Annotated in this window: 19 protein-coding genes; 5 read left to right on the forward strand and 14 right to left on the reverse strand. The window is 51.5% G+C overall.

What is annotated here, in order from left to right:
• Positions 1 to 15 precede the first annotated feature (15 nt).
• Complete coding sequence (locus tag L2725_RS12605; RefSeq protein ID WP_249249285.1) at positions 16 to 915, reverse strand: LysR family transcriptional regulator; 900 nt, start codon at positions 913 to 915, stop codon at positions 16 to 18.
• 137 nt (positions 916 to 1,052) lie between these two features.
• Between L2725_RS12605 and ppk2 the strand changes: the two genes are divergently transcribed.
• Together ppk2 and L2725_RS12615 are read left to right on the forward strand one after the other, a co-directional pair.
• Positions 1,053 to 1,946, forward strand: coding sequence for a polyphosphate kinase 2 (gene ppk2, locus L2725_RS12610; RefSeq protein ID WP_249249286.1), 894 nt, complete (start codon positions 1,053 to 1,055; stop codon positions 1,944 to 1,946).
• 20 nt (positions 1,947 to 1,966) lie between these two features.
• A complete protein-coding gene (locus L2725_RS12615; protein ID WP_249249287.1) occupies positions 1,967 to 2,314 on the forward strand; it encodes a hypothetical protein in 348 nt (115 codons plus the stop codon).
• Between the two features lie 74 nt (positions 2,315 to 2,388).
• On the opposite strand, the gene L2725_RS12620 is transcribed toward L2725_RS12615, so the two are convergent.
• Entirely contained in the window at positions 2,389 to 3,342 is a 954-nt protein-coding gene (locus L2725_RS12620; protein WP_249249288.1) for a TerC family protein, read from the reverse strand.
• Positions 3,343 to 3,792: 450 nt separating this feature from the next.
• On the opposite strand from L2725_RS12620, the gene ubiD reads away from it, so the two are divergent.
• On the forward strand, positions 3,793 to 5,274 hold the full coding sequence (gene ubiD, locus L2725_RS12625; RefSeq protein WP_249249289.1) for a 4-hydroxy-3-polyprenylbenzoate decarboxylase: 1,482 nt from the start codon (positions 3,793 to 3,795) through the stop codon (positions 5,272 to 5,274).
• A 47-nt stretch (positions 5,275 to 5,321) separates the two neighbouring features.
• Complete coding sequence (fre, locus tag L2725_RS12630) at positions 5,322 to 6,020, forward strand: NAD(P)H-flavin reductase (protein ID WP_249249290.1); 699 nt, start codon at positions 5,322 to 5,324, stop codon at positions 6,018 to 6,020.
• Between the two features lie 45 nt (positions 6,021 to 6,065).
• Here the strand turns inward: fre and L2725_RS12635 are convergent, their stop codons facing one another.
• Complete coding sequence (locus L2725_RS12635) at positions 6,066 to 6,527, reverse strand: BLUF domain-containing protein (RefSeq protein WP_249249291.1); 462 nt, start codon at positions 6,525 to 6,527, stop codon at positions 6,066 to 6,068.
• A 153-nt stretch (positions 6,528 to 6,680) separates the two neighbouring features.
• Here L2725_RS12635 and L2725_RS12640 point away from each other — a divergent pair, with 153 nt between their 5' ends.
• Positions 6,681 to 7,253 (forward strand): nucleoside triphosphate pyrophosphohydrolase family protein, encoded by a 573-nt coding sequence (locus tag L2725_RS12640; RefSeq protein WP_249249292.1) that lies wholly within the window; start codon positions 6,681 to 6,683, stop codon positions 7,251 to 7,253.
• 90 nt (positions 7,254 to 7,343) lie between these two features.
• Here L2725_RS12640 and L2725_RS12645 read toward each other — a convergent pair whose 3' ends face one another.
• From L2725_RS12645 to L2725_RS12695, 11 genes are all read right to left on the reverse strand, one after another.
• Complete coding sequence (locus tag L2725_RS12645) at positions 7,344 to 7,964, reverse strand: outer membrane beta-barrel protein (RefSeq protein ID WP_249249293.1); 621 nt, start codon at positions 7,962 to 7,964, stop codon at positions 7,344 to 7,346.
• Positions 7,965 to 8,297: 333 nt separating this feature from the next.
• Positions 8,298 to 9,581 carry a winged helix-turn-helix domain-containing protein gene (locus L2725_RS12650; RefSeq protein WP_249249294.1) on the reverse strand — a complete coding sequence of 428 codons (1,284 nt, stop codon included), beginning with the start codon at positions 9,579 to 9,581 and terminating at the stop codon, positions 8,298 to 8,300.
• Positions 9,582 to 9,972: 391 nt separating this feature from the next.
• A complete protein-coding gene (locus L2725_RS12655) occupies positions 9,973 to 10,803 on the reverse strand; it encodes an ABC transporter permease (protein ID WP_249249295.1) in 831 nt (276 codons plus the stop codon).
• Positions 10,800 to 11,735, reverse strand: a complete 936-nt coding sequence (locus L2725_RS12660; protein ID WP_249249296.1) for an ABC transporter ATP-binding protein — start codon at positions 11,733 to 11,735, stop codon at positions 10,800 to 10,802. The genes L2725_RS12655 and L2725_RS12660 overlap by 4 nt, the downstream gene beginning before the upstream one ends.
• A 3-nt stretch (positions 11,736 to 11,738) precedes the next feature.
• On the reverse strand, positions 11,739 to 13,223 hold the full coding sequence (gene nosD, locus L2725_RS12665) for a nitrous oxide reductase family maturation protein NosD (protein WP_249249378.1): 1,485 nt from the start codon (positions 13,221 to 13,223) through the stop codon (positions 11,739 to 11,741).
• A 95-nt stretch (positions 13,224 to 13,318) separates the two neighbouring features.
• A complete protein-coding gene (locus L2725_RS12670) occupies positions 13,319 to 13,807 on the reverse strand; it encodes a nitrous oxide reductase accessory protein NosL (RefSeq protein WP_249249297.1) in 489 nt (162 codons plus the stop codon).
• Positions 13,808 to 13,953: 146 nt separating this feature from the next.
• Positions 13,954 to 14,901 (reverse strand): NrfD/PsrC family molybdoenzyme membrane anchor subunit, encoded by a 948-nt coding sequence (gene nrfD, locus L2725_RS12675; protein ID WP_249249298.1) that lies wholly within the window; start codon positions 14,899 to 14,901, stop codon positions 13,954 to 13,956.
• A 3-nt stretch (positions 14,902 to 14,904) separates the two neighbouring features.
• Positions 14,905 to 15,612, reverse strand: a complete 708-nt coding sequence (locus L2725_RS12680; RefSeq protein WP_115137627.1) for a 4Fe-4S dicluster domain-containing protein — start codon at positions 15,610 to 15,612, stop codon at positions 14,905 to 14,907.
• Between the two features lie 128 nt (positions 15,613 to 15,740).
• Positions 15,741 to 16,433 carry a tetratricopeptide repeat protein gene (locus L2725_RS12685; RefSeq protein WP_249249299.1) on the reverse strand — a complete coding sequence of 231 codons (693 nt, stop codon included), beginning with the start codon at positions 16,431 to 16,433 and terminating at the stop codon, positions 15,741 to 15,743.
• 35 nt (positions 16,434 to 16,468) lie between these two features.
• Positions 16,469 to 17,239, reverse strand: coding sequence for an FKBP-type peptidyl-prolyl cis-trans isomerase (locus L2725_RS12690; protein ID WP_249249300.1), 771 nt, complete (start codon positions 17,237 to 17,239; stop codon positions 16,469 to 16,471).
• A gap of 142 nt (positions 17,240 to 17,381) precedes the next feature.
• A complete protein-coding gene (locus L2725_RS12695; RefSeq protein WP_248936487.1) occupies positions 17,382 to 17,810 on the reverse strand; it encodes a rhodanese-like domain-containing protein in 429 nt (142 codons plus the stop codon).
• Between the last annotated feature and the right edge of the window lie 62 nt (positions 17,811 to 17,872).

Genomic DNA, 17,872 nt, shown 5'->3' on the forward strand with positions numbered 1-17,872 from the left:
GAGTTAATTCCTGAGCTAGCCCTGCTGGCGCTTGCGGCTGTCATCCAGCAGTCGCTCCACAAACACCTGAGCCGGTGTACTCAGTGCCCGCGAACCATGGTGAATAATTGCAAGCGGCCGCTTTGAGTCAATATCGCTTAGGCGAATGCGATTCAAGCTGCCCTTGGCCACCTCTTCCTTGATGGTTTCCGCCGGCAATATGGATAATCCCACTTCCGCCTCCACCGCTTTTTTAAGGGTGAACACATTGTTGTGAGTCATGCGGATATCCACATCGATACTCTGGCTGCGCAGCAATCTGTCTATCTCCACCCGTGTGGGAATGCCCTCACCGAAAGCGATAAAGTGTTCCTGATGCAGTTGCTTGATTGAAACTGACTTCTTACGGCTGAGCCTGTGCTTATTACCTACCACCAGCACCAGTTCATCTTCAGAGAAAGGGATAGACTGAATTTGCGGCCGATTCTGGGGGTAAGCCACTACCCCGAGATCTATCTGCTCTTTGGTGATTGCTTCGTAGATCTCTTCGCTGTGACGATACTCAAGGTGAACACACACCTTGGGAAACGCCTTCATAAAGCCCGCCAGAAAATCCCCCAGCTCATACATGCCTACACTGTGAATCGCAGCAACCCGAATATGCCCCTCGAGTATTCCCTGACGATAGTTGGACTTACTTTTGATCTGCTCACATAACCTGAGGATCTCCCGCACATCTTCCAGGATAAGCAACCCCTCCGGGGTCAACTGTGTTGTCTGGGAAGTGCGGGACAACAGTTGCTGCCCCAATGCGTGCTCCAGCTTCTTGATATGCACGCTCACAGCTGGCTGGCTGATGTGATTAAGCTTAGCCACCTTCACAAAACTCAACTCCCGGGCCAGCTCACTGAATAGCTTTAACTGCGTCAGGTTCATAGCAATAATCTCAAATTATTGAAGCTATACATTTATAACATTTCAGTTACAGACATGCACCCTGCATAATAAATGTGTTGGCAGAATTTGCATTCTTTGATAGGCCGACACCACACTGAGGATGAGAAGGAACCGGGATGACCGAGCAAGCAAAAGCCATAGACATAAAAACTGCCATGCCTAAGAAGAAAACATCCAAACAGTCCACTGTGCTGTATGACCTGAACGCCAGGAACCCCAGCATTCCCTGGAATGCCGATGGTACCTATCCATACAGCAAGAAAATGCAGGTGCTGGAGTATGAGCGTCACAAGCATGAGCTGCAGATTGAACTGCTGAAAATGCAGGGCTGGGTAAAGGAAACCAATCAGCGCATCGTTATCCTGTTTGAGGGCCGGGATGCCGCCGGTAAAGGGGGCACCATCAAGCGCTTTATGGAGCACCTCAATCCCAGGGGCGCCCACGTGATTGCACTGGAAAAGCCCAATGCCAGAGAGCGTAATCAGTGGTACTTCCAACGTTATATCGAGCATCTGCCCAGCAAAGGCGAAATCATCCTGTTTGACCGCTCCTGGTATAACCGTGCCGGTGTCGAAAAGGTGATGGGCTTCTGTAACGACGAAGAGTATCTGGAGTTTCTGCGTCAGGCACCGGATCTGGAACGTATGCTGACTAATTCAGGCATCAAGCTGTTTAAGTACTGGTTCTCGGTCAGTCGTACCGAGCAGTTCCGCCGCTTTAAGTCCAGGCAGAATGACCCCCTGAAACAGTGGAAACTCAGTCCTGTGGATATGGCCTCGCTGGCCAAATGGGACGACTACAGTGCAGCCAAAGACGCCATGATGTTCCATACAGATACCAAAGATGCCCCCTGGACAGTGATCCGCTCAGATGACAAGAAACGTGGCCGCATCAACTGTATGCGCCACTTCCTCAGTCAACTGGATTACCCGGGCAAAGACCATGATGTCGTCGACTGTGTCGATCCTTTGATCGCCGGCCCAGCCAAAGACTTCAAACGCGAACGTTGATAAGAATTAAGGAGCTACACATGTCGGTTACAGATATCGCAGTACTTGAGAAACGCTTCGCCCAGTATCAATTGGATGCTGAGAAAACTGCGCAGGCAGCCAAAGAAGCCACAGACATTGCCAACAAGGCAATTGATAAAGCAGACAAAGCTGAGCTGATTGCCGAACAGGCCAAAAAGAAAATGAAGAAGGCCAAAAAGGAGTTGAAACAGGCCAGGGCGCTGCAGGTCGCCCATAAAAATGCGGCAAAAAAGTTTGCTGTGAAAAGGGCTAAAAAACAGAGCAAGCAGGCTAAAAAATCCGGTACCCCTAAAGCTCTGGTCGCCAGTGCAAAGCTTAATGGCGCCGCCAGTCCAAGCGCAGCATAAAGAGAGATTTAATCAAAAAGGCCAATGGCAACTTCCCTGCGCCACTGGCCTTTTTCATTTGGTAAAGGTTAAGCCTAATTTTGTTTCTCTTCAGGCTTGCTCAGCATCCAACTGGCGACCATGGAGATCACCAGAATACTGGCCACCACACCCAGAGCGATCAGGGTTGGGATCTTGTACCACTCCATAATCAGCATTTTGGTACCGATAAATACCAGAATTGCCGCCAGGCCATACTTCAGCAAGGCAAAACGTTCCGCCACACCCGCCAGCAGGAAGTACATGGCACGCAGACCCATAATCGCGAAGATGTTGGAAGTCAGCACAATAAAGGGATCTGTGGTCACCGCAAAAATCGCCGGGATACTATCCACAGCAAAGATCACATCACTGATCTCCACCAGTACCAGCACCAAAAACAGTGGCGTCGCAAAACGCACACCCTGTTTCATCACAAAGAAACGCTCGCCGTGCAGCTCATCGGTCAGCTTCATACGACGACGCATAAAAGCCAGTACTGGATTGGTGCTCAGGTCACCCTCAGACTCTTTCACCAGCAGCATCTTCACGCCGGTAAACACCAGGAAAGCACCGAACACATAAAGGATCCAGTGGAACTGGTTAATCAGGTACGCACCACCGAATACCATAATGGAACGCAAAATAATGGCACCCAGTACACCGTACAACAGTACCCTGCGCTGCAGCTCTGCCGGAATCGCAAAGAAGCTGAAGATCATCAGCCACACAAATACGTTATCCACCGCCAGCGCCTTTTCCAGCAGGTAGCCGGTAAAGAACTCTACCGTTTTCTGGTGCGCCAGCTCAGCGCCACCAATATGGTTGAAGTAGAACCACAGGCCGGCATTAAAGGCCATGGCGACGGCCACCCACACCAGGGTCCAGATACCCGCCTCTTTTACCGATACTTTATGACTGTGACCTCCACCAACAAAGCGAATATCAATCCAGAGTATCCCCAACACCAGGGCAAAGAAGGCTACCCATAACCACCATTGCTCAATCATCTTGCTCTCCAGTATGCGGCCTTGAATAACCGCCCAATTATTGTGACGTGTGGCTTTTCAACATGCTGTCAGCGCCCGACGGGACGAATGTCGGCATACAAAAAAGCCCGCTGCCAAAAGGCAACGGGCCACAAATTCTGGATATGGGACGCCTCGCCTTTCGGCAAGGTCTCACTGACAACGCCTGGTGCGTTGCCCTGCCACCGGGTACAAGATCATAGATTAGACTTGTACCGAGATTGACGACGACAGGTTGCCCGGCCAAAAAGTCCGCTGCAATAGTTACTCCCCTTGTGACCGGGATTATACCTCCGCCCCCACTCCCGGGATATTAATTTCGTTTCACCCGAGTAAAGTTTTCAGTTCCAATAATCGATTTTACCTTCTGTGACCCAGACCCGGTTTAATGCTATAGTGCGCCGCATATGGAGATTACAGGTCTTTTTCCACATGAGTTTTAAGGATTTACGTAGTTTTATCAGTCACCTTGAGGCCAGCGGTGAACTCAAGCGGGTAACTTATCCCGTTGACCCGCATCTGGAAATGACGGAGATCGCCGATCGCGTACTACGCGCCGGTGGACCGGCACTCTTGTTTGAACACCCCAAGGGCCACGATATGCCCGTGCTGGCAAACCTGTTTGGCACCCCAAAGCGTGTAGCTATGGCACTGGGCAAGGAAGACCCAATCGCTCTACGCGACGTGGGTGAGCTGCTGGCATTCCTGAAAGAACCTGAGCCCCCAAGAGGCTTCAAGGATGTGATCGCCAAGATCCCCATGTTCAAGCAAGCCCTGAATATGCCTCCCAAAACTGTTCGCAATGCCCCCTGCCAGGAAGTGGTGAAAACCGGTGACGAGGTCGATTTGACCAGGTTACCTATCCAGCATTGCTGGCCGGGCGATGTTGCACCGCTGGTGACCTGGGGCCTGACTATTACCAAAGGTCCACGCCAGAAACGCCAGAACCTGGGTATCTACCGCCAGCAACTGCTGGGCCCCAACAAGCTGATTATGCGTTGGTTATCTCACCGTGGTGGCGCACTGGACTTTGCTGACTTCAAACAGAAACACCCGGGTGAGAAATACCCCGTAGTGGTGGCGCTGGGCAGCGACCCTGTTACTATTCTGGGAGCGGTCACCCCTGTACCTGACTCTATGAGCGAATACGCCTTTGCTGGCCTGCTGCGTGGCGAACGCACTGAAGTGGTTAAAGCTCTCAGCTGCGATCTGGAAGTACCGGCCACCAGTGAGATCATTCTTGAGGGCTATATCGATCCTGATGAGCTGGCAGAGGAAGGCCCATACGGCGACCACACCGGCTACTATAATGAAACTGATATGTTCCCGGTGTTTACCGTGACCCATATTACTCACCGTAAAGATGCTATTTACCACAGCACCTATACCGGTCGTCCACCGGATGAGCCAGCCATGCTGGGTGTAGCACTGAACGAGGTGTTTGTGCCGATCCTGCGTAAGCAGTATCCGGAGATTGTGGACTTCTATCTGCCGCCCGAAGGCTGCAGTTACCGGATGGCAGTGATCTCCATCCGTAAACAGTACCCGGGACACGCCAAACGGGTCATGATGGGCGCCTGGTCTTTCCTGCGCCAGTTTATGTACACCAAGTTTATTGTGGTGGTGGATGAAGATGTAAACTGTCGTGACTGGCAGGATGTTATCTGGGCCATTACCACTCGCATGGATCCCAAGCGGGATACTGTGATGATTGACAATACCCCCATCGACTATCTGGACTTCGCGTCTCCGGTCGCGGGTTTAGGGTCCAAAATGGGTCTGGATGCCACCAACAAATGGGAAGGCGAAACCGACCGTGAATGGGGTACCCCTATTGTGATGGATGAAGCCGTCAAACAGAAAGTCGATGCAATCTGGGATGAGTTGGGTATTGATGAAGCGCCGACCCTGTAAAAGGGTTCAGGCATAAACCTTCGGAGAAGAGGTAACAAGGAATCGAGATGAAGAACATTCGTTGTCAGATAGAAAAAATCACCCCATTCAATGATGCGGTGTATCAGGTGGTGCTTAAGCCAGAACAGCCGGTAGAGCACAAAGCCGGTCAGTATTTGCTGGTCGTGATGGGCGAAAATGACAAACGGGCGTTTTCCATCGCATCACCTCAGGGTGGTGATACCATTGAGCTACACATTGGCGCTGCGGTCACCGAGTCCTACCCTATGCAGGTGGTTGAACGCCTGCGTAATGAATCTCATATTGACATCCTGGCACCGGGTGGCGAAGCCTGGTTACGTCATGATGCCAAACGTCCGCGCCTGATGATCGCAGGCGGTACCGGGTTCTCCTATATCAAGAGCCTGATAGAGGAGCAGATTCAACTGGGTCAAACCGTGGAGACGACTCTGTACTGGGGCTGCCGCACCAAAGACTCCATGTACTATGAGCAGATCGCCCGCCAGTGGCATGACGCACACCCCTGGTTGCGCTTTGTGCCTGTGGTTGAAAAGGCCGATGAAGCCTGGGATGGCAAAGAGGGTAATCTGCTGGAGCAGCTCAAGAAGGATTTTGTCAGCCTGAATGGCTACGACATCTATATCGCAGGTCGTTTCGACATGGTTGGCGCCGCGCGGGAAGTATTCCGTGAGATGGGTGTGGAAGAGGAGCACCTGTACGGTGATGCTTTCGCCTTTATTAAGTAAGCTACTGCAACAGAAAAGGAAGCCAATGGCTTCCTTTTTTATTATCTACGCGGACTCGCTTGATCTGCGACTGGCGTCATCGGCAAAGACCCGGAGAAAGCCCGACGGAATACAGGGAGCCAGGGGTGCATTGGCAGCTCTTAGTCCCTGCCGCAGAAAGGCAGAGTAACCTGCAAGCTCTTTGTCACCGGGACGGGCCATATCGCAAAAGCCCATGCTCCATTCTTCAAAATAACGTCGCTCAGCAGCTTCAAGCACCAGCAAATCGACCTTTTCATGACGGCTGTCTTTGGCAATCTTCTCAAACAGCTCACAGATATCCGCCTTGGCACCTTCGAGCACCTGCATAAAACAGCCATCCCGATACAACAACATGCCGGTAATCTGCTTTGAGACATTGAATTCTCTGGCGCTGCTCAGCAAATTAGCCAAGGCCTCGGCCGTCATAACCTCAGCCTCCCGGCTGATATAGATTAAAAACGCCAGTGCATCATCCTTTAACACCATACACCCTCCCTGGATCTGACGATGAAACCACACTACCCATTAAGAAATAACCTGACAAGACCGTTTCAGTAAATTTCAATCAAGAGAATGACCTTTTGAAACCTTAGCTGACATTGCTTAGTATTCGAGACTCATTTTTTTCTGGAGTTTGCTATGCAACTGACTGCCCTGACCCCGGCCATCTACCAACATATCTATCGGGATATCTTTGAGTTTCGTGCCACCTTCGATCTGCCTGTTGAAGATCCTGCTTCGCTCGACAGCAAGGCGGATACCCTGCACACCTCATTGATTATTGAAGAGCTGACGGAGTTGGCAGAAGCACCGGATAAGGTTGAGCAGGCCGATGCCATTGTCGATTCCGTCTATGTACTGATGGGACGTCAGGTACATCTGGGCGCCAAAACCATGGAAGACAATCTGGCAATCAGTTATCTGGTGGACCTGTTCCTGAATGTCGCCCGCAATCTGGCTATCGACTTTATTCCCTGCTGGAACGAGGTGCACTCAAGCAATATGAGTAAGGTGTGCAAAGATGAGCAAGAGTACGCCGCCACAGAAGCTTTCTATGCGGACAAAGGCATCGCCCTGACTGCCAGCCATAAAGGTGGCTTCATTATTGCGAAAAGCGCTAATGATGTGGAATTGGATGGCAAAACCATTCGTGCCGGTAAGGTACTCAAGAATGTGAACTACCGCCCGGCTGACCTAAAGCCGTTGGTGTAGCGAAAAAAAAGCCCCGGGGGATGATTCCCCGGGGTGCTGCAACAGGCAAGCGAGGAGAGTGGAAGGTTGGGGAGCGATTTCTGACTTACATCAGAAGCGGTAATTCAAGCCGAGATAAAACTGCTCAGACTTATTCAACTCAGTCGTTAAATTCATCTGCATATCATCAACAGTAGACTTTTTGTAATCCTGCTTCAGATATTTATAACCAAGCTCAACACTGGCAGCATTATTCAGTTTATATTCGAAACCTGTCTGTCCGCCGTAAACAAAGTTATGCTGTGAACCCAGGTGTGATGCATTTACTTTTGAATAGGAGTAACCGGCACTGGCACCAATAAACCAACTGATGTTTGTCTGTCCCAGGGGCACCAAGTAATCATAAGAAAGCAGTATATTCTGTTGATTAAATCTGGCATCACCCAAATCTCCGACGCGACCATCGTTATAGCTGTATGTGGTATAAACTCTGTGCTGGTCGGAATCACCAAAGAATCGACCAAACTTCACATCATAAAATACGTCAGTCTCGCTGGTCCTGAAGTCGAAGTCTTCAGTTGCCATGGGGGTTGGCTGCGGACTTGAGAGGTTTTCGTTAAAGCGATTCTTCTGAGCACCTATGCTGCCCCCAAGGAACCAATCATCGGCCATAGTGGGGAAAGCAAATGCAGTAGCAACACAGGAAAGCAAAGCAATATTTCTCAGTTTCATAGTTTTGTCCTCTAACTCAGTTTCGTTGAGTTAGAAATTAACGCTTAATTACTGAATGAATACTGAATAGCCAAACCTAAACAAAAACATTAATTCAAGCTTAAGACAACTTTAAATATATTGTGTCGATATTAATTAAATTTCCGAACTAAAAACAATGCTATCAAATATAACTCAGACAATTACAAAACACTTGAATGACCATTATCAACATAGCCAATAAATATGTGATCAAACTCAAATCAAACAACAATATCGTAATTAACTTTGGGGAATACAAAAAAGGCGTACATTTCTGTACGCCTTGACGACTAATCTCACCCAGCCCAGAGATCAGAGATCCAGCTTCTGGTACTTGGTCCAGGCAATAAAGTTGCCCAACCGCGGCACAATCCAGACAGCAGTTTTGTCATTCTGGAATATCCGGTAGAAGTAAAGCTCGTCATCCAGCACTTCATGCTTGCGGCTTTCGCGGAAGAAGTGCACCGCTGAAGAGCTAATCTCCTCAGGTTTGGTCAGTGTCTTCTGGGCCACCTTCACATGGAACACATCCACATCCATCTTGCCGATACGCCCCGCATACTGATCAAACTCACCCCGCAGACGGTATTTAATCGGCGTGGTCAGGCAATCTTCATCTGTCACGCACGAGGAGAAGTAAAAGGTGCCAGAGTCCTCTTCGTCGTAGATCAGCGACATGGTGATGTCATTACGGATCAGCAGTTCACCTGCCACCGGGAAATACACATCGGCGTGATAATTGTGCTCTGTCATTTCGCCACTTGCACCAATCCCCTGAGGCAACTGAATGCGGTTGTAGCGAATACGGTTTTCCATCTCTTTGCTGAGTGGCACAAACTCCGAAATGTTCAGGCCTGCAGGCTGATCATCGATAAGGGCAATATTGATAATGCCGTCACCGTTACAAGACTTAGGATCTTTACCGGGACACAGGGACATGGAGTAGTTATTGATATCCGCCATGGCGAAAGCACTGAAGTCCTTCATGCCCACCACATGATTACCTTCCGGGGCGATATGCTTCTGCCACCAGGAAGGATGCAACTGCTCCTTGCCCACACGGTGAATAAGGTGAGCCTGCTCTTCCACACCGCCGATATTCAACGGGATCTCTTTGCCCGCTTTCCAGTTGGCGCTGGCTTTAATCACCCCGTGGTAATCACTCATATACCAACCAGCAGCAATCAGCAGCAGGATGGCAAATATACCGCCGGCTTTGGTGCGCAAAGAAACACTGACCAAAAGTTCACGGATCGACTCGGCATCCTTGATGGCCAGCATTTTGACATTGGATTGTTCAGAAATATGCAGCTGATAGCCGCGACGAGCCAGGGTTTTTAGCTGAACTTCGCTGTAGGGTTCAAGCTTCTTGCGTAGGGTACTGACGCACTGAGTCAAAGAAGTCGGCGCCACCACACGTTCCGGCCAGCCAATTTCCAACAGCTCTTCTTTGGTCAACACCACATCCGGGTGCTGCAGCAAAGCTGCCAATACCGCGGCTTCAGAAAAGGTCAGTGCGATCTTGGTGCCGTGAAGGTGGTCAACCAGATGCTTTGCCTGTTCGTCCAATTCGAGATACGGAGTAACTTTCAACACTTTTCGCTGCCTACAACTTGTCCTATAGGGTATCTGCTGCCCATGACAGCGAGATAACTAATTGAAATATTACTGGTTTTAAAAAGTCAGTCTGTGACTGCTTCCGCAAATCAACCACCCTCTAAAGAGGTATAAAAAGATCTGAAAATCCCAAAAAACTGGTTGCTAAACATGAAGATAAGTTAAGAATTAAAAAAACATCCTATCAATACAGATCTCAATTCTGATAAAAAGCCGGGACATTCAGGGGAACTTATTGCGCTTCAGTCGCCACAGGCTGATATCTCCTGACAGCTCACAAAGCTCAAAGACAGAGTCCTGAAAATTTATCAGAGAAGTGGCGGGAGCTGAAGCGGGACAGACACTGCCCCGCTGTTAGCGAAAGTTAAAGCTAAAGTGTCTTGCGCACAAACCTCAGCTGGCAAATAGCCAGCAGCGCCAATACCCAGCACAGCATCAGGGCATACAGACTGCCCAGTCCAAGCCCGGTTTGACTCAATGCCGCCAGCGCACTCTGCCCGGCCTGAGGCCCCAGGTCTACCGTCAGCAAATTGAGGGCGCGGAAGATATCTGCCGGGTTGGCCAGTATCATCAAATTCAGCGTCTGGCGACTCAGCACATCCGCCAGCGCCACCACAGTTGCCAACAGCGCCAAATCATAAATGAGCACCACCAAAAACCAGATAAACAGCAAGGCGCCCAAGGCTCTGGCCTTTTCCCGCACACTCAAACTGATGAGATAGCCCAGCAGAATAAACACCATTGCCAGCAACAGGCCGCTGGCAATAAAGTGACCGAAAGCCTGCAGCACCTCAGCCGCTGGCAGCTTGGTCGCCACCAAGAGTAAAGCAACGGTAGGGCCAAATCCCAACAAACAGGCCATGGCCAGCAAGCTGATATGCCCTAGGAACTTGCCCAGCAACATCTCCAGTTTGGTCACAGGGTAAGTCAGCATCAGTAGCAGAGTACCGGCTTCCTCCTCCCCGACAAAGGCATCATAGCTGAGAAGAATCGCCGCCAACGGCAGCAAGAATACCGACAGGGTCACCAGGCCAGACAGTAAACTGCCCACTGAAGGCATATCCAGTGAGCCCGAAATTGCACTGCCGCCAAAACTGACACACAGGGAAAGCACCAGCAGAATTAGACTGATCATCAACAGCCAGCGATTGCGCAAACTGTCTCGGATTTCTTTACCGGCAATAGTGAGTACTGGGTTCACAGCTCAATCCCTCCGCTGCAGGTTGCTGAGTGCACCAGTGGCGACACATGGTGATGGAAAATATCGCTCAAAGAGGGCAGAGAAACAGACAAGTCACAGATCTGCTTCTCCCGGATCAGGTAATCCAGCACTTGTTCGCGGCGGGAAAAATTCATCACCAGGGCGTCTTCACGTACAAATTCACTCAGGAAGGCATCACCGGCCACCCGCTTTGGCAGGTCGTCAAAGGCCACCCTCAATTGCAGATCACAGCCCTGGCGCAACACTGACATATCGCCTTTGGCCAGCACCCTGCCCTTACCTAAAATCAAAGCCTTATCCAACTCCTGCTCCACCAGCCCCAGCTCGTGGGTACAGACAATCACAGCGCAACCGGCTTGCTTCAGCTCATTAAGTTTGCGGTACAGGAACGCTGATGCCAACGGGTCCAGGCCGACAGTGGGCTCATCCAGCAGCAGCACCTTAGGTTCCGCCAGGGTGGCCTGAGCAAGCCCGAGACGCTGGCGCATGCCCTTGGAGTAAGTCCTGACCTTTCTGTCCATGGCGTAATCCAGCCCGAACTCTTCCAGCAACTGTTTTACACTCTGGGCACCAATGCCTTTGAGGGCGGCAAAGTATTTCAGCAACTCAAAGCCGGTCATATTGTCGTAGAAGCTAACGTTCTCCGGCAGATAACCAATAGGCAGTGCCCGCTTCCCTCTTGAGTGCACAGGATTTTGCCCCATCACAGAGATTTCACCCTGGCTTGGCTCTATCAAGCCCAATACCAGCTTGATCAGGGTCGATTTACCGGCACCATTGTGGCCCAGCAGCGCCAGCAAACGCCCTGCGCCCAATTCAAAGCTCACATCCGTCAGGGCGGTGTGAGCTTCACTGCCCCTGTGACTATAGGTTTTTCCCAGGCCAGAGGCCCGGATCACTGGCGTATCCACAACTTAACTCCGGTTGGTGACAAGTACAGGCTCCACAAACTGGGCAGCCGGTACCATTAAAGGAAAGGAATCACTGACGCCACTTTTGTTATCGGGTTGATCAACAGCGAATTGCCGCTTATCTGCCGATATGGGCACAGGCTCCATCAAAGGAAAGGAATCGCTGACGCCGCTTTTGTTAACCGGAGCGAATTGCCGCTCCACCCAGCGCAGCAGGGCAACCACAGGGCTGTCCATCAATAACTTGGCCTCAGGGTAGATCCAGAACAACTTATCCAGACTGTCATTGGGTCTGTGGGCGATATCACCTATGCCATCACGGTTGAAATCCCAGCCCTGATAATCGTCCCAGAAATTCCCACGACCCTCATGACTCCACTCAACCTGCTTGTCGCCCACATACTTCACCTGGGAAGTGTTGTTCATCAGACTATTGTCCCAAAGCCGATTACCTTCGCCGCCCATGGCCAGATTGATACCGGTATCGGTATCAGCAAACAGGTTGCCGTAGATTTGGTTACCGCCTGCGCCATAGATAAAGATGCCTTTACCCTCGGTCATAATGGCGATATCACCATTAGGGTTGCGACCGTGACGCACCTGATTGGCTTCAATGCGGGAGTCATGGGTCAGGTTCAGCAGAATGCCGAAATCCAGGGTGTGTTCACTGGTATTATGATGCAGATAGATGCGCTCCGAGCTCATCAGTGCCCAGGCGCCATCGAGATGTTCTGCATGGTTATGCCAGGCTTCATCATCCCAGGTGTACATATAGTGCAGGCCGTACTGCTGGTCGGTGAAAAAGTTATCGTGGGCAATGGATCTGTGTACCGTCTCCAGGTACACGCCATCCCGCACCTGCTTGAAATGGTTATGGGCAATATAAGGGTCATTCACCCGCTTGAAGTAGATGCCATCACCGCGATCCAGCTTGTGCATCTTGTCATTGCCCGCGATGTGGTTGCGGGTAACCCTGGGGTTATTGAGGTTGTCGCCACGAATGCCAAAGCCGGAGCCGTGGAATTCACAGTTATCGATATGTGCATCATGGGCGCCATCCATCAGCAGCACACCAGAGTCCAGGTAGTAGCTGTCGGCACCATAATTGAAGAATTTGAGATTAGAGATGGTGACGCCCGGCACTGTTACAGTCACAGTCGAGCCCTTACCACCCGCGTTAATCAGGGGGCGATTGCCTTCGGCGTCAATCACGCCCGTCAGATGAATCGCGGCATTGACCGTATAGTTACCGGCATAACGACCGGGCTGCAGGGTAACAGTATCACCGGCTTTGGCACTGTCCAGCACCACCTGCAGATCATCATCAGGAGACACTGTCAGCTGGGCGGCTATTACAGGCACAGATACGATAGAGACCAATAGCTGCAACGCAAGAAGTAACGCCTTTAACCCAATCCTAAATCTGGATATCTCACGTCTTACTACGCCATAAAACAGGTCGAATTGAGCCAACCCACACCCTGTCATTGCCACCACATACTCCCTATCTGCGCAAACAAAATGCGCCAACCTCAGTCAGCGCATTCAGAAAATTCAACTCGGGAAGCAGTGGCTTGTCAGGGCTATTTGTCGCCGGCCAACAACTCCAGGGTAATCTCTTCAAACTTGAGTACCCGGCCACCGTATTGATGAGCAAATTGCTCAGCGGCTTCCCGGCTGCTGAAGGGGGCCACAGCGGGTCCCATCACAGCTTTCTTGCTGGTTCCGTACACATAATACGCTGATTCAGCATCGATAAATGCGGTGTCGCTCGGGTTTTGCCAATCTGTTTTGGCTGCATCATGTACGAATAAGTGACCGATTTGACGCTGATTTTCCGTCTGCAAAGCAAAGTTGAACATATCCCTGCTGGAGCAGAATTTAGGGATGGTATCTGAGTCTTTCAGTGTCAGTTGTCCCTTGGGGCCAGGATACTTGGTAATGACCATGCCGCAGATATGACAACGGTCATGATCACCAATGGCAACAGGCTCAACTTTTTTTACCTCAGCCGTGCCTTCACTACAGGCAAACATCAGGGGCAGCAATGCGAGGGCTAAAAACTTTTTCATAGCAGACTCAACTTGGCTCGGGGAGCCGACAAATCGGGAGAAATTGGGTGTCCGGTACCCGGAGGCGATTAGGGCGCCGCGAAGACCGGACTGGCAAGCAAAAGTAAGGCTGACAGGTAATGGCCTGGCAGCCCTATGGTTAACCGTTAGATAGCGTACATCTGACCTGCGTACAGGATGAACAGACGCAGACACATCATACCGGTTACAGCACACACGCCGGACAGGTAGAACGCCTGAGAGGAGTGGCTGAAGGTTTTGCCGGTGGCAAAGTTCAGCAGCAGTGGACCGGCAAAACCGATACCCACAACACCGACCCAGAATACGCTGGACCAGGTTCCTTCGGTGAAGGCAGCAAATGCAGCCTGGGCACCTGCGTTACCTGTCATCAGAGATACAGCGATCATAAAGATGAACAGGGCTTCGAAGAACATGATTGGCCATTCAGCACCGTGCAGCAGCTTCATTTCGCTGGAGTGCAGGTCTTCCTTGAAGATACCCACAGCGATCATCTTGGCAGATGCCGCACCGGCAGACAGACCAGACGCTACAAACAGCGCAGGCAGTACTGAGGTGTTGATCAGCGGGAAGCGGATCAGTGCGGAGATCAGGAAGCCGGTGTACGCACACACAGCCAGAGCCAGTGCCAGAGTCAGCATCTCAGCCGGACGGCGGATACCTTTCAGGGCATTGACGATTGGCAGCAGGAAGTTCAGCGCCTTGATGTCACGGATCTCTTCTTCCAGCGCCAGCAGTGCCAGAGCAGCCACCAGTGGGATGTAGAACAGCAGGGCGACCACACCGATACTCATCACTGAGTTCAGGTTGTAGAACACCAAAATTCGCCAGAAGAACAGCGGGTTGGTCAAATCGAATACCAGACACACCATACCCAGCAGGATAGTTCCCAGAGCAACAATAGAAGCCGCCTTCAGGAAAGGTGTATTCTCGGTCTGGCCCTTGAAGAAGCGCAGACACAGAGCAATAGTCATGGCACCGCCGGAAATACCGGCGAAGAACAGATACACGGCGATTGGCCAGGGCCAGGCGACCCCTTCAGACAATCCCATGGTGAATTCAATAGTTCCGTCCATCTGTTATACCCCCAGTTTCACAATTGGGATGTAGCGCAGGCTGGGCTCAGTACCCAGGTGGGCTTTAATGCGCACTGAGTCTTTCACCGCCAGCAAACGGCTGACATAGGAGTTAGGGTCGTTGGCATCACCAAATATCAGGGCATCGTAACGACACGCCTGTACACACGCCGGCAGCTCGCCCTTGGACAGCTTGCTTTCCAGACAGAAGTCGCAGTTGTCCGCAACATCAGTCTTGGCGTTGATGAAACGGGCGTTGTACGGACAGGCAGTAATACAGTACTTACAACCAGCGCACTTGGAATCATCCATGGTCACCACGCCGGTTTTCGGATCTTTGTGAGCCGCACCGGTAGGACATACAGAAACGCAGGGGGCACTCTTACACTGCTGGCAGGAGACACGGACGAACTTACGTTCGCAGTTACACTCCATCTTGCCGCAATGTGGGCATGGCTGACCTTCCACACGACCGGACTGCTGCTCCAGAAGCACTTTAGACACACCTTCAGGCAGGTCGTTGGCTTTGTTACAGGCGCCTTTACAGTCGCCGCAGCCCACACATTTATTCTGGTCAAAGACCATGACGTAGTGAGGTCTGTTGATGCCATCTTCCTCCTCTTTAACCGATGTACAGCCTAATGGCGCCATCAGTAAAGAGCAGGCTCCGACACCTTTCAGGAACCTCCGTCTCTCTAGAATTTCACTCACAACATCCTCCATCTGTCGGCTTGCACCGACCATTATTTATCGTTGCGTCGTATGTGTTTATGTCCGGTGCCCTGGCAGTCTGAGCGAGACTTACCACTGGCGTGCTCAGTGCTTGTTATCGGCGGCCGTTATAGCTCGCCTTTGGTCTGCGCTTTTGAAATCGCATTATTGATAGCTCTGTGATTGACGGCCTGGCGCTTATTGGTCAGCAGGATCTGCCAGTGCTCTATGGCCTTGGCGTACTGCCCTTTAAAGTAAGCGTCATTGGCCAGCAACATGCGGGTTTGCATCTCTTCCGGGAAGAGCGCCAACACCCTCGCGATGACAATGCCGGTTTCCGGAGCAATCGCTCTTTCATCCCGGTAGTACATGGCTGTGGCTTTGAGCCCCATCAACTCCGCATCTTCCCCGGTCAGGGTCAGCAAAGTATCCAGTGTCTCCACCGCATTCCGGTACATGCCACCCTCCATGTAGGAGTGCGCCAGATTCAGTAATGCGATCTCATTGTCGGGCATTTGGTCGACCGCCTGACGTCCCTTGGTGATTTCGGCTGCCACCAGGTAATCAATGTTGTCGTCCAGCACGCCCTTGTCCCAGTCGCTGAAGCGGCCTGTGGACTGGTAGATCCCCACACTGAGCAGCACCACAAACAGTGCCATCACAGCAGGAAATCCGGGGGAGGCCTTGCTCAAGGCCGGAATCTCAGACTCGCCTGTCGGAGCGAGGGCAGCGGCTCTGCGTGTGTACTGCATGTGATGCGCCAGCAGCATGCCGCTGAACACCATCAACACACCCGCCAAAACCACTGCCAAACTGTTCATTCTGTTTCCCCTGAAATTGGTTTATTAAGCCTGGATTAGTGACCCGAACCCATTCCGCCCATACCCATTCCCATGCCCATACCGGCAGGCTTGTCTTTCTGTACTTCCACCTTCACCAGCTCGATATCGAATACCAGAGTGGACTCAGGAGGAATGGCACCAGCACCTTCGCTGCCGTAGGCCAGTGCAGGTGGCAGGGTAAAGCGGAAAGTAGAGCCCTCAGGCATCAGCTGCAGGCCTTCCTGCCAGCCGTCAATCAGGGTCATCATCGCCATACGGGCAGGCTTGTTCATGGTGTAGGTGGATTCAAACTCGGTGCCGTCCAGCAGCTTGCCCACAAAGTTGAAGGTCACCACATCTTCCGGCTTTGGCTTATCGCCGTTGCCCATGGTCAGCACTTCGTACTGCAGACCTGAGTCAGTCACGGTCACACCGTCTTTCAACTTGTTTTCAATCAGGTAGGCTTCACCTGCAGCCTTGTTCTCGGCCTGTAGCTTGGCAACCTGGGCATCACGCTTGGCGTTCAGAAACTCCAGACGCTTGTTCAGCAGATCAACCACTTCCTCTTCGCTGATTTCAGACTGGTTTTTCAGGGCATCCACAAAGCCCGCTACCAGCACATCCATATTCACTTCAGCGCCCAGCTCAGTCTGGGTATACACCTGGTTGGACATATAGTTACCAACAGAAGCACCCAGAGCATAAGACTCGCGCTCCAGATCATTGGTCAGGTCGGCGGCCATGGCGTTTGAACCCAATACCAGGGCGGCAACAGAAGCAATCAGGGTTTTCTTGAACATTTTCATCGACACTCTCTCTTTGGCTGCTGGCAGCTTTTGTAAATTCCCGGCAACCCGGCTGTGGGTGTTGCCGTTTGATTTGAGGTAGCCGACGCCACTGGGGGCAGGATGTGGCGTCGGCCGTTAACTAATTTGCGCTTGCAGATAATCAAGGTACTTCGTGAGGACGACCGGACATGCGCCAGCCGTAGATGCCGTCAGGCATCTGCAACACATTGGTGTAGCCCAGCTTCATCACTTCCCGGGCCGCCACGACACTGGCGGTACACAGACGGTTGGCACAATAGAACACCATCTGGGCGTCTTTATTCTTTGGAAGTAACTCTCTCCAACTCTTTACGTTGAAAAAAACCGCGCCTGGGATAAAACCTTCAGCCCAGATCTCCAGCGTGTTTACGTCGAAAAAATAAACATCACCTTGCTTATGCAGTGCTTCACCTTCCAGCAGACTAATGTATCTGGGGTTCAGGTCGTGCTGCACCGCAGGAGTCAGATCACCACCGGCACCGGCCAGACAGGTATTGGCTGTCATAAGCAGCACCAGAGAAGCGAAGAGCTGTTTGATTAACTTGGTCATTGTCTTTTCCGTCAGGGATTGATTGGTTTGGATAACAGCCCCGGCATGGCAATGCGTCTGCC

This window comes from Shewanella corallii (assembly GCF_023349125.1).
Classification (GTDB): domain Bacteria; phylum Pseudomonadota; class Gammaproteobacteria; order Enterobacterales; family Shewanellaceae; genus Shewanella; species Shewanella corallii.

Bases quoted from the DNA above. Each gene is read 5' to 3' on its own strand.
- L2725_RS12605 (WP_249249285.1), bottom strand. From the start codon at position 915: ATGAACCTGACGCAGTTAAAGCTATTCAGTGAGCTGGCCCGGGAGTTG.
- ppk2 (WP_249249286.1), top strand. From the start codon at position 1,053: ATGACCGAGCAAGCAAAAGCCATAGACATAAAAACTGCCATGCCTAAG.
- L2725_RS12615 (WP_249249287.1), top strand. From the start codon at position 1,967: ATGTCGGTTACAGATATCGCAGTACTTGAGAAACGCTTCGCCCAGTAT.
- L2725_RS12620 (WP_249249288.1), bottom strand. From the start codon at position 3,342: ATGATTGAGCAATGGTGGTTATGGGTAGCCTTCTTTGCCCTGGTGTTG.
- ubiD (WP_249249289.1), top strand. From the start codon at position 3,793: ATGAGTTTTAAGGATTTACGTAGTTTTATCAGTCACCTTGAGGCCAGC.
- fre (WP_249249290.1), top strand. From the start codon at position 5,322: ATGAAGAACATTCGTTGTCAGATAGAAAAAATCACCCCATTCAATGAT.
- L2725_RS12635 (WP_249249291.1), bottom strand. From the start codon at position 6,527: ATGGTGTTAAAGGATGATGCACTGGCGTTTTTAATCTATATCAGCCGG.
- L2725_RS12640 (WP_249249292.1), top strand. From the start codon at position 6,681: ATGCAACTGACTGCCCTGACCCCGGCCATCTACCAACATATCTATCGG.
- L2725_RS12645 (WP_249249293.1), bottom strand. From the start codon at position 7,964: ATGAAACTGAGAAATATTGCTTTGCTTTCCTGTGTTGCTACTGCATTT.
- nosD (WP_249249378.1), bottom strand. From the start codon at position 13,223: ATGACAGGGTGTGGGTTGGCTCAATTCGACCTGTTTTATGGCGTAGTA.
- L2725_RS12670 (WP_249249297.1), bottom strand. From the start codon at position 13,807: ATGAAAAAGTTTTTAGCCCTCGCATTGCTGCCCCTGATGTTTGCCTGT.
- nrfD (WP_249249298.1), bottom strand. From the start codon at position 14,901: ATGGACGGAACTATTGAATTCACCATGGGATTGTCTGAAGGGGTCGCC.
- L2725_RS12685 (WP_249249299.1), bottom strand. From the start codon at position 16,433: ATGAACAGTTTGGCAGTGGTTTTGGCGGGTGTGTTGATGGTGTTCAGC.
- L2725_RS12690 (WP_249249300.1), bottom strand. From the start codon at position 17,239: ATGAAAATGTTCAAGAAAACCCTGATTGCTTCTGTTGCCGCCCTGGTA.
- L2725_RS12695 (WP_248936487.1), bottom strand. From the start codon at position 17,810: ATGACCAAGTTAATCAAACAGCTCTTCGCTTCTCTGGTGCTGCTTATG.